Origin of the sequence: Escherichia sp. KS167_9B, assembly GCF_030295215.1 — a bacterium.
GTDB lineage: Bacteria > Pseudomonadota > Gammaproteobacteria > Enterobacterales > Enterobacteriaceae > Escherichia > Escherichia coli_F.
In genome coordinates, this window is the sequence record NZ_AP025754.1 from 250,678 (window position 1) to 266,756 (window position 16,079).

The 16,079-nt window shown below is 53.7% G+C and carries 15 protein-coding genes and 1 pseudogene; all 16 read left to right on the plus strand.

The annotated features are described in order from the left end of the window. The first annotated feature begins 18 nt into the window (after window positions 1–18). On the plus strand, window positions 19–2,652 hold the full coding sequence (gene tssH, locus QUE34_RS01155; protein ID WP_103253950.1) for a type VI secretion system ATPase TssH: 2,634 nt from the start codon (window positions 19–21) through the stop codon (window positions 2,650–2,652). A gap of 12 nt (window positions 2,653–2,664) precedes the next feature. Then, entirely contained in the window at window positions 2,665–2,868 is a 204-nt protein-coding gene (locus QUE34_RS01160) for a hypothetical protein (RefSeq protein WP_241232144.1), read from the plus strand. A 2-nt stretch (window positions 2,869–2,870) separates the two neighbouring features. Further along, a complete protein-coding gene (locus tag QUE34_RS01165; RefSeq protein ID WP_000144227.1) occupies window positions 2,871–3,161 on the plus strand; it encodes a hypothetical protein in 291 nt (96 codons plus the stop codon). A 61-nt stretch (window positions 3,162–3,222) separates the two neighbouring features. Further along, a complete protein-coding gene (gene tssB, locus QUE34_RS01170) occupies window positions 3,223–3,768 on the plus strand; it encodes a type VI secretion system contractile sheath small subunit (protein WP_000996814.1) in 546 nt (181 codons plus the stop codon). 24 nt (window positions 3,769–3,792) lie between these two features. Continuing rightward, a complete protein-coding gene (gene tssC / locus QUE34_RS01175; protein ID WP_165289488.1) occupies window positions 3,793–5,307 on the plus strand; it encodes a type VI secretion system contractile sheath large subunit in 1,515 nt (504 codons plus the stop codon). A gap of 235 nt (window positions 5,308–5,542) precedes the next feature. Beyond that, window positions 5,543–6,028, plus strand: coding sequence for an Hcp family type VI secretion system effector (locus QUE34_RS01180; protein WP_103253949.1), 486 nt, complete (start codon window positions 5,543–5,545; stop codon window positions 6,026–6,028). A 67-nt stretch (window positions 6,029–6,095) separates the two neighbouring features. After that, window positions 6,096–6,629 carry a type VI secretion system lipoprotein TssJ gene (gene tssJ, locus QUE34_RS01185; RefSeq protein WP_016233836.1) on the plus strand — a complete coding sequence of 178 codons (534 nt, stop codon included), beginning with the start codon at window positions 6,096–6,098 and terminating at the stop codon, window positions 6,627–6,629. A 3-nt stretch (window positions 6,630–6,632) separates the two neighbouring features. After that, window positions 6,633–7,976, plus strand: coding sequence for a type VI secretion system baseplate subunit TssK (tssK, locus tag QUE34_RS01190; RefSeq protein WP_103253948.1), 1,344 nt, complete (start codon window positions 6,633–6,635; stop codon window positions 7,974–7,976). After that, window positions 7,973–9,289, plus strand: a complete 1,317-nt coding sequence (tssL, locus tag QUE34_RS01195) for a type VI secretion system protein TssL, long form (RefSeq protein WP_103253947.1) — start codon at window positions 7,973–7,975, stop codon at window positions 9,287–9,289. The genes tssK and tssL overlap by 4 nt, the downstream gene beginning before the upstream one ends. A gap of 5 nt (window positions 9,290–9,294) precedes the next feature. Continuing rightward, entirely contained in the window at window positions 9,295–9,969 is a 675-nt protein-coding gene (locus tag QUE34_RS01200) for a hypothetical protein (RefSeq protein WP_103253946.1), read from the plus strand. Window positions 9,970–9,977: 8 nt separating this feature from the next. After that, window positions 9,978–10,265, plus strand: a complete 288-nt coding sequence (locus tag QUE34_RS01205; RefSeq protein WP_286338909.1) for a DUF2645 family protein — start codon at window positions 9,978–9,980, stop codon at window positions 10,263–10,265. Continuing rightward, window positions 10,265–14,131 (plus strand): type VI secretion system membrane subunit TssM, encoded by a 3,867-nt coding sequence (tssM, locus tag QUE34_RS01210; protein WP_105268724.1) that lies wholly within the window; start codon window positions 10,265–10,267, stop codon window positions 14,129–14,131. The genes QUE34_RS01205 and tssM overlap by 1 nt, the downstream gene beginning before the upstream one ends. Then, on the plus strand, window positions 14,131–14,889 hold the full coding sequence (locus QUE34_RS01215) for a TagF domain-containing protein (protein ID WP_286338972.1): 759 nt from the start codon (window positions 14,131–14,133) through the stop codon (window positions 14,887–14,889). Before tssM ends, QUE34_RS01215 begins: the two co-directional genes overlap by 1 nt. 27 nt (window positions 14,890–14,916) lie before the next feature. Then, on the plus strand, window positions 14,917–15,387 hold the full coding sequence (locus QUE34_RS01220) for a glucosaminidase domain-containing protein (RefSeq protein ID WP_089522471.1): 471 nt from the start codon (window positions 14,917–14,919) through the stop codon (window positions 15,385–15,387). Next, window positions 15,372–15,845 carry a Tgi2PP family T6SS immunity protein gene (locus tag QUE34_RS01225; RefSeq protein ID WP_103253942.1) on the plus strand — a complete coding sequence of 158 codons (474 nt, stop codon included), beginning with the start codon at window positions 15,372–15,374 and terminating at the stop codon, window positions 15,843–15,845. Before QUE34_RS01220 ends, QUE34_RS01225 begins: the two co-directional genes overlap by 16 nt. A 27-nt stretch (window positions 15,846–15,872) precedes the next feature. Further along, a pseudogene (locus QUE34_RS01230) lies at window positions 15,873–15,983 on the plus strand (TagF domain-containing protein); the annotation flags it as partial. Between the last annotated feature and the right edge of the window lie 96 nt (window positions 15,984–16,079).

The window sequence follows — 16,079 nt, forward strand, 5'->3', positions numbered from 1 at the left end:
CATCATTAGGTGTAACAGATGGACACTCCTGTTTCGCGCAGTGCACTGTATGGAAAGCTAACCAAATCTTTGTTTAGATCTTTGGAATCTGCGACGACGTTCTGTAAATTACGCGCTAACCCTTATGTCGAACTGACGCATTGGTTGCATCAGTTAATACAACAACCAGAGAATGACATTCACAATGTGCTTCGACATTATCAAATAACATCTGCTGATGTTGAGAAGGCGTTAATTCAGCAATTGAATATATTGCCTGCCGGAGCGAGTGTAATTAACGATTTTTCCCATCATATCGATCTTTCAGTTGAAAAAGCCTGGATGTTAGCAAGTATCCGCTTTGGCGATCAAAAAATTCGTAGTGGATGGTTATTACTTGCCTGGTTAACCACGCCAGAATTGTGTCGGGTGTTAAAAAATATTTGTGCGCCATTGGCAGAGCTACCGGTAGATGAACTATTAGATATTCTTCCGTCTTTAATCACTTCATCTCCTGAATTAACAGAAATGCCTTATGACGGCTCGGATTTAAATTCTGCAGTACCGGGGGAAGCTAGCCAGGTCTTTGCCGGCGAATCAACCGGAAGCAAATCCGCGCTGGCGAAATACTGCCAGGACATGACTGCGCTGGCCCGTGAAGGCAATATCGATCCGGTCACCGGTCGCGAACACGAGATCCGTACTATGACGGATATTCTGCTGCGCCGTCGCCAGAACAACCCGCTACTGACCGGCGAAGCGGGGGTCGGGAAAACGGCAGTGGTGGAAGGATTCGCGCTGGCGATTGCCGGGGGGGAAGTACCGCCGTCACTGCGTAACGTGCGATTGCTGTCACTGGATGTTGGAGCGCTGCTGGCTGGGGCCTCCATGAAGGGTGAATTTGAATCCCGCCTGAAAGCGTTGCTGGAAGAGGCCGCGCGCTCGCCGCAGCCGGTGATCCTTTTTGTTGATGAAGTTCACACGCTGGTGGGCGCTGGTGGTACATCCGGTACGGGGGATGCTGCCAACCTGCTGAAACCGGCGCTGGCGCGTGGCACCCTGCGCACCATCGGCGCAACCACCTGGAGCGAGTACAAACGCCATATCGAAAAGGATCCGGCGCTGACCCGGCGTTTTCAGGTATTGCAGGTTGCTGAGCCGGAAGAGGTTGCGGCTGTTGAGATGGTACGCGGGTTAGTCACCACGCTTGAAAAACACCATGACGTGCTGATCCTTGATGAGGCCGTGCGTGCCGCCGTACAGCTTTCTCACCGTTACATTCCGGCCCGGCAACTACCGGATAAGGCCATCAGCCTGCTGGATACGGCGGCGGCCCGTGTAGCGCTGTCGCTGCATACCCCGCCTGCGAGAGTCCAGTATCTGCGCCAGCAGCTCAACGCTGCCGAACTGGAGCAGGAGTTGTTATTAAAGCAGGAAAAAATGGGTATCCGCTCGGAGCGGGGCGATGTACTGACGGCGCGGATTATATCGCTTAATGCCGATCTTTCTGACACCGAAGCGCGGTGGCAGCAGGAACTGGAGTTGGTTCGCAGTTTACAGGAGCAACGCGGCGCAGCGCCTGGCGAGCGCGACGAAATCACTCTACAACAGGCAGAAACGGCATTAAGAGGCTGGCAGGGTGAAAACCCCGTCGTGTACCCGGAAGTCAGTGCAACCGTGGTGGCAGAGATTGTCTCTGACTGGACCGGTATTCCCGCCGGACGGATGGTGAAAGATGAAGCCAGTCAGATACTGGAATTGCCCACCCGTTTGGCGCAGCGTGTTACCGGGCAGATGGATGCGCTGGCGCAGATTGGCGAGCGTATTCAGACCGCGCGGGCGGGGTTAGGCGACCCGCGTAAACCGATGGGCGTCTTTCTGCTGGCCGGGCCGTCCGGTGTCGGCAAGACCGAGACCGCGCTGGCGCTGGCGGAATCTATTTACGGCGGTGAGCAGAACCTGATCACCATCAACATGAGCGAGTTTCAGGAGTCTCACACCGTCTCCACGCTGAAAGGCGCGCCGCCCGGCTACGTCGGCTATGGCGAAGGCGGTGTGTTGACGGAAGCCGTACGCCGTCACCCCTGGAGTGTAGTGCTGTTGGATGAAATTGAAAAAGCCCATCACGACGTCCACGAGTTGTTCTACCAGGTATTCGATAAAGGCGCGATGGAGGACGGCGAAGGTGTCCACATCGATTTCAAAAATACCACGCTGTTGTTGACTACTAACGCGGGGGCGGAACTTATCAGCCAGCTCTGTGAGGATCCGGCGCTGATGCCTGATTCGGCAGGACTAAAAGAGGCGTTAATGCCGGAGTTACGTAAACACTTCCCGGCGGCTTTCCTGGGGCGTGTGACGGTTATTCCTTATTTACCGCTGGATGAGACCGCGCGTGGTGTTATTGCCCGCCTGCATCTTGGCAGATTGATGGCTCGGATGGCGGAGCAGCATGGCGTTTCACTGGTGTATGGCGATGAACTGATTACGCATATTGTGTCGCGCTGCCCGATGCACGAAACCGGCGCTCGTTTGCTCATCGGCTATATCGAACAACATATCCTCCCACAACTGTCCCGTTATTGGTTGCAGGCGATGACAGAGAAAACGGCCATCACGCAAATCCGCATTCGTGTTGATGAGGATGAACAGATTATTTTTGAAACGGATTAATGGAGCATCCTTATGGCAAAAGAATTAAGTGGCGCAATGTGGGTCAGTCGCTTTCCTGTAAGTTCTTCCACTAATGATTTGCAGGGGACTTTTCGTGCATCGGTAGAAAATTTTTTGCGCGCGCTTGGTAATGCGCGTGCAAGGGGCAGTATCTCTGCAACATATCGCCCTCCCGCCAGAGCATATCTCATGCACTGGTCAATTGATGGACATTAAGTATGACATTTCGTTATCCGGTGTTGTGGACATTCCTGTTAATGATGTTCGCTTTCAGTGTTCAGGGGGAACCGTCTTTACCACAGGATGTGCAGCATTTTCTGAGTAATGCGGAAATGTGCCAGCATCTTGCTGGTGAATGGGACAGTTCTTTACCAGAGAAGGATAAAAGAGACATCGAAAAGGGGGTTGATACCTGGTGTCCTCCAGCGAAGAAATCACTCCCTGTGCTGCGGGAAAAGTACAAAGAAAACAAAGAGATTATAAAAATACTCTCTGCGTATGATTTTTAAACTGTACCGTCGAACCGCTCCCCTGGTGGTCGTCGGCTCACTGATAAGGAAATGAAGGATTATGGCTATCAACAACAGCGCGCAGAAGTTTATTGCCCGCAACCGCGCGCCCCGCGTGCAGATTGAGTATGACGTTGAGATTTATGGCTCCGAGAAAAAAATCGAACTACCGTTTGTCATGGCAGTGCTGGCCGATCTGGCCGGTAAACCACGCGAAGAGCTGCCACCGGTCACCGATCGTAAATTCCTTGATATTGATATCGATAACTTCAACGAGCGGATGAAAGCCATTGCGCCGCGCGTGGCGTTTGCTGTCCCCAATACGCTGACGGGCGAAGGGCAGTTAATGGTCGATATCACGCTGGAGAATATGGACGATTTTTCGCCTGCGCAAATTGCCCGTAAGGTGGATGCCCTGAACCAGCTGCTGGAAGCGCGTACTCAGCTTGCCAACCTACAAACGTATATGGATGGTAAAGCGGGAGCAGAAAATCTTATCAACAAACTATTACAAGACCCTACGTTACTGAAAGCTCTGGCCAGTGCGCCAAAACCTGTCGCTCAACAGGAAAGTGTCTTATCAGGTGAAACAGGAACAGCAGACTAACTGCGATTTTATTAAGGAACTTTCATGGTAAACGATACTCTTCTGGCGACTGGCGATCTCTCTGCTGCGCAAACCACTGCCTATCAGGACACTGAATTTGATTCGCTCCTGGATAAAGCCTTCCGTCCCAAGACACCTCAGGCAGCAAAGGCTGTTGAGGCAGCAGTTCAGACGCTGGCCCAACAGGCTCTGACAAATACCGTCACCGTCAGTGACGACGCTTATAAAAGTATTGCTGCGATTATTGAGCAGATTGATTTCAAATTAACCGAGCAGATCAAACTCATCCTGAGTCATCCGGAATTTCAGAAACTGGAGTCCTCCTGGCGTGGGATGGAACATTTGGTTTACAACACTGAAACCGATGAAAAATTAAAAATCCGCTTTATGAACCTTTCGAAGGATGAATTGCGGAAAAATATGAAACGTTACAAAGGGATAGCCTGGGATCAAAGCCCCATGTTCAAAAAGCTGTATGAAGCTGAATATGGACAGTTAGGTGGAGAACCTTACGGTTGTATTATTGCGGATTATTATTTTGATCACACGCCACCGGATGTGGATCTGCTCGGTTCCATTGCCAAAGTAGCAGCCTCAGCCCATGCGCCGTTTATTGCCGGTGCCTCTCCGTCAGTGTTGCAGATGGACTCCTGGCAGGAACTGGCTAACCCGCGTGATTTGACCAAAATCGTGACCCAAAACCTCGAATACGCACCGTGGAACTCGCTGCGAAAAAGTGAGGATTCTCGCTACATTGGCCTGACGATGCCACGTTTTCTCTCCCGTTTGCCTTATGGAGCGAAAACAAACCCTGTCGATGAGTTTGATTTTGAAGAAGATGCGGATGGCGCAGATCACAGCAAATATGTCTGGAGCAATGCCGCCTATGCGATGGGTGTAAATATCAACCGTTCTTTCAAACATTATGGTTGGTGTACGTTGATCCGTGGTGTGGAATCTGGTGGCGCGGTGGAAAATCTGCCCTGTCATACCTTCCCGACCGATGACGGCGGCGTGGACATGAAATGCCCGACGGAAATTGCCATCTCTGATCGCCGTGAAGCTGAACTGGCCAAAAACGGTTTTATCCCGCTGATCCACCGCAAAAACTCTGATTATGCCGCCTTTATTGGCGCACAGTCGCTGCAAAAACCGCAGGATTATTACGATCCGGACGCCACGGCCAACGCCAATCTCTCCGCCCGGTTGCCCTATTTGTTCGCCTGTTCAAGATTTGCACACTTCCTCAAATGCATCGTGCGCGACAAGATCGGCTCGTTCAAAGAGCGCGAAGATATGCAGCGCTGGCTCAATGAGTGGATCATGAACTACGTCGATGCCGATCCGGTGAACTCCTCACAGGAAACCAAAGCTCGTCGCCCACTAGCAGCTGCCGAAGTGGTGGTGGAAGAGGTGGAAGGTAATCCGGGTTATTACGATGCCAAATTCTTCCTGCGCCCGCATTTTCAGCTTGAGGGATTAACGGGGTCGCTGCGCCTGGTCACAAAACTGCCGTCAGTAAAACAGGGTAATGCCTAATTTATTTATTTTGTGAATATATTGAGTGAGAAACGCAGGGCTAAAATTATTGTTTTGATGATTTATTTATAAGGTAAATAAATATCTTCCCGGTATTTCAGTACCGGAAATTATACAGCCTTCTGTTCTTCTGAAATTAAGGAGAGGGGGTTCTGTACGGCAATGGTTTACCTGTATCCAGATGTACAGATAAATCAGAGGTTATTTTTAAGTAATTCTAAATAAGGAAATGAAAATGGCTTATGACATTTTTCTGAAAATTGACGGTATTGACGGCGAGTCAATGGATGACAAACATAAAAATGAAATTGAGGTGCTGAGCTGGCGCTGGAATATCCACCAGGAATCCACCATGCACGCGGGCAGCGGTCTGGGATCCGGTAAAGTCTCCGTGACTAACCTGGACTTTGACCACTATATCGATCGCGCCAGTCCGAACCTGTTCAAGTACTGCGCCTCTGGCAAACACATTCCGAAAGCTGTGCTGACCATGCGTAAAGCAGGCGGCAATCCGCTGGAATATCTCAAATATACCTTCACTGACCTGATTGTGGCGGTTGTATCGCCCAGCGGCAGTAAAGAAGGTGAAATTGCCTCCCGTGAAACAGTCGAACTCTCTTTCAGCACCGTGAAGCAGGAATACGTGGTGCAAAACCAGCAAGGTGGCAGCGGCGGCACCATCACCGCAGGCTACGACTTCAAGGCCAATAAAGAAATTTAAGCGGTACTTTTCCGGCCCGGCAAATAGCCAGGCCGGTTTTTATCATTTGATTTTAAAGGAAATTACAGTGAATAAATGGCGTAACCCCGGTGGGTGGTTATGTGCGGTAGCTTTGTCTTTTGTCTGCCTGCTTTCCGGGTGCAGCATTGACAGCGACGACGTGCCGGACCTGATGTCACAAAGACTCGATCTGGTGATGAAGGCTTCCGATAAGGTGAATCCTGACAATCAGAAAAAAGCCGCGCCCATAGAGATACGCGTTTATGAACTGAAAAATGATGCAGCTTTCACGGCGGCGGACTGGTGGTCCCTTCAGGACAATGACAAGGCTGTTCTTGCTGATGATTTACTCCACCGCGACAGCTTTATTCTGCGTCCGGGCGAGGAGAAAAAATTGCGCCGCTCCCTCAATAAGGAAACCACCACGCTGGGGATCCTCGCCGGATACCGCAATCTGGGAAAATCGGTCTGGCGGGCTACATATAAAATTCCTGATCCACCGGAAAAAAGTTGGTACAGCCGCTTTATGCCAAAGAAAAAAGTCGAACTGGATGCAGGCATAGAGCAAAGCGCCATAGTGATTAAAGAACGGGATGAGTAAATTATGAGTTGGAATAACCGGGTGGTCTGGAGTGAAGGACAATTTTTGCTGCCACAGATGTTTCAGCAGCAGGAACGCTATCTGGAACATGTCATTCATTATCGCAGTTTGCCTCTTTCACCTTTTTTCTGGGGCTTCAATGAGTATGGTATTGGTAGTGAGGCGCTGAACATCGGAAAGCTGGTACTAACGAAGGCTTCCGGGGTATTTGCTGACGGTACACCTTTTAATGCGCCGGGGCACACACCACTCCCGCCGCCTCTGACCATCCTTCCTGAGCATCTTAACCAGTTGATTTATCTGGCTGTGCCAATACGCACGCCGAACAGTGAAGAAACCAGTTTCGACAATAACCCTGAATCACTGGCACGTTTTTCGGTACATGAAAGTGAAATCCGTGATGCCAATTCGCTGGGGCGAGGCGCGCAACTACTGCAACTTAGCCACCTGCGCTTGCGACTGTTACCTGAAAAGGCGGTGACAGACGCGTGGATCGGCCTGCCGCTGACACGCATCACGGCGCTGCATCCCGATGGTCGGGTCGATATAGACAAAGAGTTGATCCCGCCAGTAGCGAACTACCAGGCCAGTACGCTGATATGTACCTGGCTATCGTGGATTAACGATCTGATAAAAATGCGTGCAAATTCACTGGCGGAACGATTGACGGGGAGCGACAAACACGGTCATGAAGCGGCGGAAGTGTCTGATTACCTGCTTCTGCAAGTTCTTAATCGTTTCGGCCCCTTACTGATCCATATGTCGAAAACACCGCTGTCGCCTGAGGTGCTGTATCGTAACCTCTGCGCACTTGCCGGAGAACTCTCTACCTACGTGCGCCCGCAAACACGCCGTCCGGAAGAATATAAAGAATATAAGCATTTGACGCCCTATGCCGGGCTGAAATCGGTGGTGGACGAGGTTCAGTATCTGCTGAATGCTGTGCTAATACGTGGGGCGCAGCGAATCCCTCTGGAAGAGGGAATTTACGGTATTCTCAATGCGGTGGTTGAACCTACCGAACTGTCAGATTTCAGCTCGTTAGTATTGGCGGTGAAGGCACAGATGTCCGCCGACACCTTACTACAACATTTTTCGGCTCAGACCAAAATAGGGCCGTCAGAACGCCTGCCGGAACTGATTCGCTCGCACCTGCCGGGTCTTGCTTTACAGGTATTGCCGGTGCCGCCGCGTCAGATCCCGTTCCAGTCCGGTTACATCTATTACGACATCCGCCGCGACGGCGTGTTGTGGGAACATATCGCCCGCTATGGTGGTATGGCAATGCATACCGCCGGAGAGTTTCCAGGGCTGGAGCTGGAGCTGTGGGGAGTTCGCGATAAATGACCGATGAGATCCTGACGCCGCCTGCGGCGAATACCCTGCCCTTCCAGCCATCAGCCGGGGGAGTAAAACTGCCCGACAGTGACGGTTACGATACGGCAATACAGGACAACCTTCGCAGGGAAGATATAAAGGTGGTGGTTGAAGACGGCCCGGATGTGAAGATCCGGCTGGCTGAAATCACCGCTGCCGTGAATCCCCTTTTAGCGGCGGCAAGCCCTCTGCTGTGCGCGCTGGCGCAAATGCCCCGTGAACTATCCCCTGGTTTTGTCGAACATTATCGTGCCCTACTGGAGCGTGAAGTTCGTCGATATCAGACGTTATGCGATCAGGCAAACCTTCGCCGCGAACATGTGCTGGCTGTGCGTTATTGCCTATGCACTTCGCTGGACGAAGCCGCCAACAACACCACCTGGGGGCGGCGCGGTGTCTGGGCTGGAAAAAGCCTGCTGGTCACTTTTCATGGCGAAAGTGAAGGCGGCATCAAGCTGTTTCAGATAATTGGGCGTCTGGCCGCAAGCTTCCAGGAGCACAACGATGTACTGGAGATCATTTACCACATTCTGGGGCTGGGTTTTGAAGGCCGCTACAGTGTACGGCCTGACGGACGTAAACAACTGGACGATATTCGTCAGCAACTGCTGACTCAACTGGTCCAGCGTCGCGATCCGATCACGCCGACGCTCTCGCCGGGTTTTGCCGGTGCCGTCAGTGGGCGAATGCGACGGATGCGCCGCGTGCCGGTCTGGCTGAGTGCCGGAATCGCCCTGCTGGTGATGCTGACGCTGTTTGGCCTTTACAGCCACCGGATGAACCTCGCTATCGAAACCGTACAACAGCGTATCGACGCCATTGGTAAAAATCTACCGCCGCCACCCGTTCCAGTGCATAAACTGCGGCTGAAAATCCTGCTGGCGAACGAAATCGCCCGTGGCCTGCTGACGGTGGAGGAAGATGACCATCACAGCCGTGTAATCTTTCGTGGCGATACGATGTTTATACCAGGGCAGAAAACCGTGAATGATGCGCTAAGCCCGGTGATTGATAAGGCCGCGCGAGAGATTGCGCGTGTGGGCGGCGCGGTGACGGTGACCGGACACACCGACAGTCAGCCGATCCACTCCGCTGAATTCCCCTCCAACCAGGTGTTGTCGGAAAAACGGGCGACGGAAGTGGCTTCACTGCTGACGTCCGGTGGTGTTCCGGTCAGCCGGATTCGGGTCGTCGGGAAAGGAGATACCGTACCGGTGGCCGATAACAGCACTAAAACCGGACGGGCGCAGAACCGTCGGGTGGAAATTCTGGTGGTGGAGTGAGAAAAATGAATAATCTGGACTGCAATGCATCGAATCATTCACCGGTATGGGGCGTGACCGAATTTCTTTTCTGGAAATTAGCGCCAAAAAAATGGGGCGGTGGTGTACCGTTTGGGCGTTATTTCAAAGATGGCTGGGTAAAACATAACCATCTTCTGATAACATCGGCTGCCAATACATATAATTTGCCAGCACCTTTACTGGCAGGTGTGTGTTGGATAGAAGTCGGGGGGGATCCCAGTATTGTAGATATGCTGGCATTTGATGCTCGGACTATTGACTGGAGTGGGCCTGAGTGGATTGATGAACATATCACAATAACTTCGAGACCAGAAAAAACATCTTTTGGTGCAGTGAGTATGCAATTGCGAACCGCAGCCAGAACGCTTGGGCTTGATGAGTCAAAAATGGATACCTCTCAATTGCGTGAACTGGCAAATTGCCTCCAGCATGATATTTTTAATATTCAACTTGTGGCCAGACATCTTTATCAATTAGCTGAAAGAGATGAATTTCAGTCCTCCTTACCACACCTGACGAAAGAGCAGATAAGAATTATTGGTGCCCGTTATAACCGGGGTATGTCGCTTACTCTGGAGAAAATAAAGGAAGATACCAGCTATGGCAATTTTATTGTCAACAACTGGTTGCATTTCTCTAATTTACTCATCGCCCATTAGGAGTCTTCGTGAGAAGAATAATTCAGATATCAGGATGGTTGTTATTCATTATGGGTCTGATCATCATCATGCTTTTTTCCGGGAATGAGTATCAATGGATGCAGGATATGGATCCTTCAATGACAACGTTGCCTCAGGGAAATGGGAACAGAGAAATAATCAAAATGTTGATTTATTTTATTTTGATAATTGTTCAGATTGCTCTTTATTTTCTTTCAGTAGCCCGTACTGGAAGGATTTTTTCAGCTTGCGGCATTTTGCTATTACTGATTCTCGCATGGAGTTCTGAACAATAATGCAAAAATTTCTCAGTATGCTGTTTTCCCGCCGCGCGCTGGCCGTTGTCGGCGTGGTGATGCTGGCGTTGCTGGTCTGGTTTATCGGGCCGCTGGTGGCGTTTGATACCCTGCATCCGCTGGCATCTGTGGGGAGCCGGGTAGTCACCATCGTTCTGTTACTGATGTTCCTCGCCCTGTGGCTGGTGAACTGGTCGATGAGCATCATTGGCGTAACGGTTCTGTGCCTGGTCATCGGTTTTGTTTCACCCCTGCTGGCCTTCGGTGACGTTCGCCCGTTTGCGCCGCTGTGGCTGCGTCTGACGCTTATCGGCCTGATCCTGCTGACTTATGCGCTTTATGGCCTGTACCGACTGTGGCGGGCGCTGCGCCTGGATGAACAACTGCTGCGCCGTTTCCTGCATCCGCGCGGGGAAGACGTGCCGGTGGCCGGGGAAATTAAAGCCGACCTGCGCACGGTCAGCCATATTGTCACCCGTGCCATCCGGCAACTGAAACAACTGCGGGTGGACCTGCCCGGCTGGCGTAAGGTCCTGGAAGGGAAGCGCTTCCTGTACGAACTGCCGTGGTTTATGGTTATCGGCAGCTCCGGCGATGGCAAAACCACCGCGCTACTTAACACCGGGCTACAGTTTCCGCTGGCGGAGCAGATGGAGCAGACCGCGCATATCCTCACCGTGCCGGGCGGCGGCACGCTGCACTGTGACTGGTGGTTCACCAACGAGGCTGTACTCATCGATACCGCCGGGCGCTATGCCCGCCACGATGACGGCGGCGAAATCAGCGCGACTCAGCGTAACGCCGGGGAGTGGCAGGGGTTTCTTGGGCTGCTGCGTAAGCACCGCCCTGGCGCACCGCTCAACGGTGTGATCCTGACGCTGAACGTGGCGGATCTGACCGCGCAGTCCCCGGCGGAACGACTGGCTGCCTGTGCGGCCCTGCGTGCGCGGCTGGCGGAACTGCGGGAGACGCTGGGTATTCGTTTTCCGGTCTATCTGGTCGTCACCAAAATGGATCTGCTGCCGGGCTTTACGGAGTATTTCCACGGGCTGACCAGCCACCTGCGCGCCCAGGTTTGGGGCTTCACCCTGCCTTACAGCCGCAGGCGTCACGCCAGCGATCCGCAGTCGCTGCATGCGCTCTGTGGCCGGGAACTGGCAAACCTGACGCTGCGGCTGGATCAGGGGCTGGATACCCGGTTGCAGGAAGAGTACGACCTTCAAAGCCGCCAGCGGCTCTACCGCTTCCCGCGTGAATTTGCCGCGCTGGGTGCGCCGCTGCTGGAAGCCATTGAGCAGATTTTCCTCGACTCAAAATTTGACGCCACCCAGCTTAACAACACCCTGCGCGGCGTATTTTTTACCAGCGCCGCGCAGGCGCAGGCAGACGCCGTGGCTGACCAGTCGGGCATCTGGCAGCGTTTTGTCCGGGCGATCAAAGGGAAGGCTGATTCCCCATCCCATACCCTGCCGGACGGCAACCGCAGCTATTTCCTGCACGATCTACTGACGCAGTTTATCTTCCGCGAAGCGCACCTGGTGGAGCCGAATCTTCAATGGGCCTGGCGTTATCGCCTGCTGCGTACTGGCGGGCATCTGCTGGTACTGGCGCTGGCTTTCTGGTTGTGGCAGGGCATGCAGGGTAGCCAGCAGGGGAACAGCGGTTATCTGAATGAAATCGCCAGCCGGACGACCCAACTGGATGGTGATGTCAAAGCCTATACCGGAAAACCTGCTATGCAGCCTGTTCCGGCCCTGCTGAACCAGGCACGGGCGCTCTCTGCATGGCCGGGACTGGACCCGGACTCGCCGCCGCTGGCCTGGTGTTATGGTCTTTACAGCGTTCCGCCGGTGATGGAGAGCGTCGCATCCCTGTATGACCGTCTGCTGGACCAGTTACTGCTGCCACCGCTGGTGAAACGCATGGAATACGTGCTTTCGGATGCGATTGCGCGTCAGGACAGCAAAGCCGCCTATGACGCCCTGCATGTTTATCTGTTGCTGAACCTCGATAAGGACCACGAGGATAAATACAACGCGGCGGAGATCCACGCCTGGGTGCTGAACGACCTGGGCAACCGCGACAGCGTGGCGGAGTTCGGCGGTCGCGCCGCCGTGCTGGAGCATATCGATGCCCTGTTTGACGGCAGCCGCGTGGTGCATTTGCCCTGGGAAAAAGATGAGGGGCTGATCCGCCAGGCGCGAGCTTTCCTTGACGGCCATACCAGCACCGAGCGTATCTACACTCGAGCCCTGGCTTCCATGGAGAGCGAAGCACCGCAGGAGTTTTCGCTGGTTCGCGCTGTGGGCGCGGATGCGGGAACGGTTTTTGTCCGCACGGATGGCGCGCCGCTGGATCGGGGCGTGCCCGGCATCTTCACTCGCGAAGGCTACCGGGAACTGTTCGACAAACGGCTGTCGGAGTTTGTCGCAGCCGCATCAGCGGACGACGCCTGGGTGATGGGCCGGGAAAACACGCAAAAAAAAACGACGGATATTGTGATGAGCCAGTTGCCGGGGCAGGAACTCCCGGTTACCCGTGAGGTACGCCGCCTGTACCTGGCTGAATATGCCCGCCGCTGGCAGGATTTTCTGGCCAGTATTCACAGCATCAACAGTGCCGGGGAAGACGGCAGTCCCGGGCTGGCGTATGACCTTCAGGTGCTGCGTACCCTGGCCTCGCCGGATTCCCCGCTGATGCGCCTGAGTAAAGCGGTGGTGGAGCAGACCACGCTGGTGCCGCCGCTGGATGCGCAGGCCAGACAAAAGCAGATGGCCCAGCGCACGCAGGACCGGCTCTCCGGCAATGTGGGAAAAGCAGTGCAGACGGCAAAGCTATTGCAGGACATCCACCCGGAAGAGCGGCTAGAGAAATCACTGGTGGATGACCGTTTCGCCGCCTTGCGGGAAGTGGTTTCCGGGCGGACAGACAGCGGGCAGGGCGGCGGCGCGCCGCAGTTAAATTCGCTGCTGACGATGCTCAATGAGTATTACACCCAGCTCACCATCGCTGATAGTGCACTGGCAGCGAGCACATTACCTGGCCGCATTTCTGCGGCGGATAAACTGCAATTGGAGGCGGCAAAACTGCCCGCGCCACTGAAAAATATTCTGCTGGATCTCACGCAGCAGGGAACGCGAAAAATCAACGCCGGCACCGGTGAAGTGCTGAACGCGCAGATGGAAGCGGTGATCGGTGATGAGTGCCGCGACGCCATCGACGGGCGCTACCCCTTCACCGACAGCCCGCAGGAAGTCAGCGCGGACGATTTTAACCATATCTTTGCCAGCGGCGGCGTGCTGGATGCGTTCTGGACGAAGCAACTGGCCCCACTGGCGGACACCGCCAGCAACCCGTGGCGCTACAAACCGACCGAAGGCAACATGACGTTGCTTGGGCCGGACCTGACACCGTTTCAGGAGGCGAAACAGATCCGCAGCGTTTTTTTTAATGGGGAAGGCGGGAAAAAGTTTTCCTGGGCGATGCAGGTGCGGGTGGTGGATATGGACCCTGCCATCACCGAACTGGTGATTGACATTGACGGCCAGGTGCTTCGCTACGCTCACGGCCCGGTCAGGCCGCTGAAAGTGAACTGGCCGGGGCCGCGCAACGGCTCAATGGCGGAAATCACCGCCAGCCCGCGCATCCGCCAGGACACCTCGACGTTGCTGACTAACGGGCCATGGGCGCTGTTTCACCTGCTGGATGCGGGTAACGCGCAGGAGACGGTGGTACGGGGAACACAGCAGGTGGAGTACAGTTTTGACGGGCGGCGGGTGGTGCTGGAAATCACCGCCGGACGGGATTTTGACCCGGTGAACCGCGGGCTATTGCAACGCTTCGCCTGCCCGGAGCGAGCGCTGTGATGCGCCGGGCAGAGGTATCGGCTCCGGCGATGTTCGGCAGACTGCCGGACCAGCGGGACTACGTGCGCTGGCGGGTGAGCGCGAACGAAGGGCAGGTGTGGCAGGCGTGGCTGAACCAGCAGACGTGGCTGGGACAGGGGCGGCATATCGTGGTGCCGGACGGCGCGGATGCCGAGAAGGCCGGAACAAATGACGGCTGGATGCACCTGTCACCACGTGAGAAAACGGCACTACCGGAGCACCACCCATTGCCGTGGAGTTTTGTGCTGTCGCCGGGATTTCTCCCCATTGGCGGGCGCGATGAGTGGCTGACCGGGGTGCTGACCGCCTCGCGTGACAGTACGGGCAGGCCGTGGCCACTGGTGATTTACCAGCGTGTCGGGCGGGAATGGCTGGAAGAGAGCCTGGATGACACACAGGGCTGGCTGTACTGGCTGGCGCAGTTGACGGCAGCTCATGTCTCACCACAGACAGAACGCTGCGGTCGACTGGCGGAGCAGACAGACCAGCTCTGGGCGATGTGGCGACCGGGGCCGCGCTGGGCGCAGTGGCTACGCGGCTTACGACGTGTACCGCAGCGTAGCCGGGAACTCACCGGCCTGCCGGACGTGCCGGTAGTGGAACTGCCCGGTGTGCGCCACCTGCCGTGGCCGGGCTGGCCGGACAAAATGCTGACGCAGGCGCAGGGCTGGTTCTGGCAGCAGAACAGCGAGGGGCGGTATGTGGATGCGTTGCGGCTGGATATCCGGCCGCATTAAAAATAATCAGACAAGGAGTAGTGAATCATGGGGTCTTATGATAAAGCCTGTAATAACACTGGTGCAGTCAGGTTTGTACAGCAATATCTGAAAGAATGTGAATTAATCGCTAAGCAACTTGATGTGCCTGTGGAAAATATCCTGGGGCTTGCTGCAAAGGAGTCCTTTTACGGGCAGGGTAGAATCGCGACAGAATACAATAACTACTTTTCCATGCATGGTCCGGCACCTTTACAGTCAGGACAGGTTCACCCGCTGGGGAGTAATCAAGTGTGGGTTGCCACTTATACCTCTTTTTCAACTAGCGGAAAGTCCTTTGCAATCCGATTTGGTAATGCGGTCAGAAATAAAAAATCTCCGGAGCAATTTGCGCAGGCATTGATTGATTCTGGTTTTAATTCAGGTAAAAACAGTAATGGCGGCCATACCGGTTATGCTAGTGAGTTAGTGGGGGTGATTAATATGGTTAAGCGGAGAATAACATGTCCTGTAAATTAATATCAGTATTGCTTTTCATGGTCGTGTCCGTGAATTGTTGTGCTGAAATTCTTATCAGGAATGTGCCGCGGTTTGATCTAACGACTGTTAACCAGTCAGGTCTTACTGAAATACAGGCGCAGGCATTATTGGTTTTTTCACTAAAAAATGAAAAATATAATGTGGAATTGTCTGGGTTTTTTCTTGACGGTTCTCTGAAAGATAAAAAAGGTAACCTGTATCATCCTGGGTATTTTAGTTTTGGGGTAGGTTATGATTCTCCTTCCGCCGGAGCGACAGATGTGTGGGGACTATTTTCAGTTAGCCCTGTAACTGGTGATATATGGGAAGAGGATTCATGCAGGAGAATCTCATTTCCCGCGCTGCAAAAAATACAAAAAGGAATAATGAAAAAAACCGGAGCTACGTTTGCCAGTGAAGTGGTTCAGCGCCGGGGGCTGGGTTGTACGGATGAGTAGTACCTGTCATAGAATTGCCTGCCGTGACCGTGCTGGCTAGCAAAAATGTTAACGCAGGCGCAGCAGGGGCTGGGCTGGTTGTGGCAGCAGAACAGCGAGGGGCGGTATGTGGATGCGCTGCGGTTGGAAAAAAAATAATCTACCCACGAATGCTGAGAATAGCTATACAAAAATATGACGATAAACGTGTAGATGGGGAAACAAATATCCCCATGAACTTCAAGTTGATTGCTA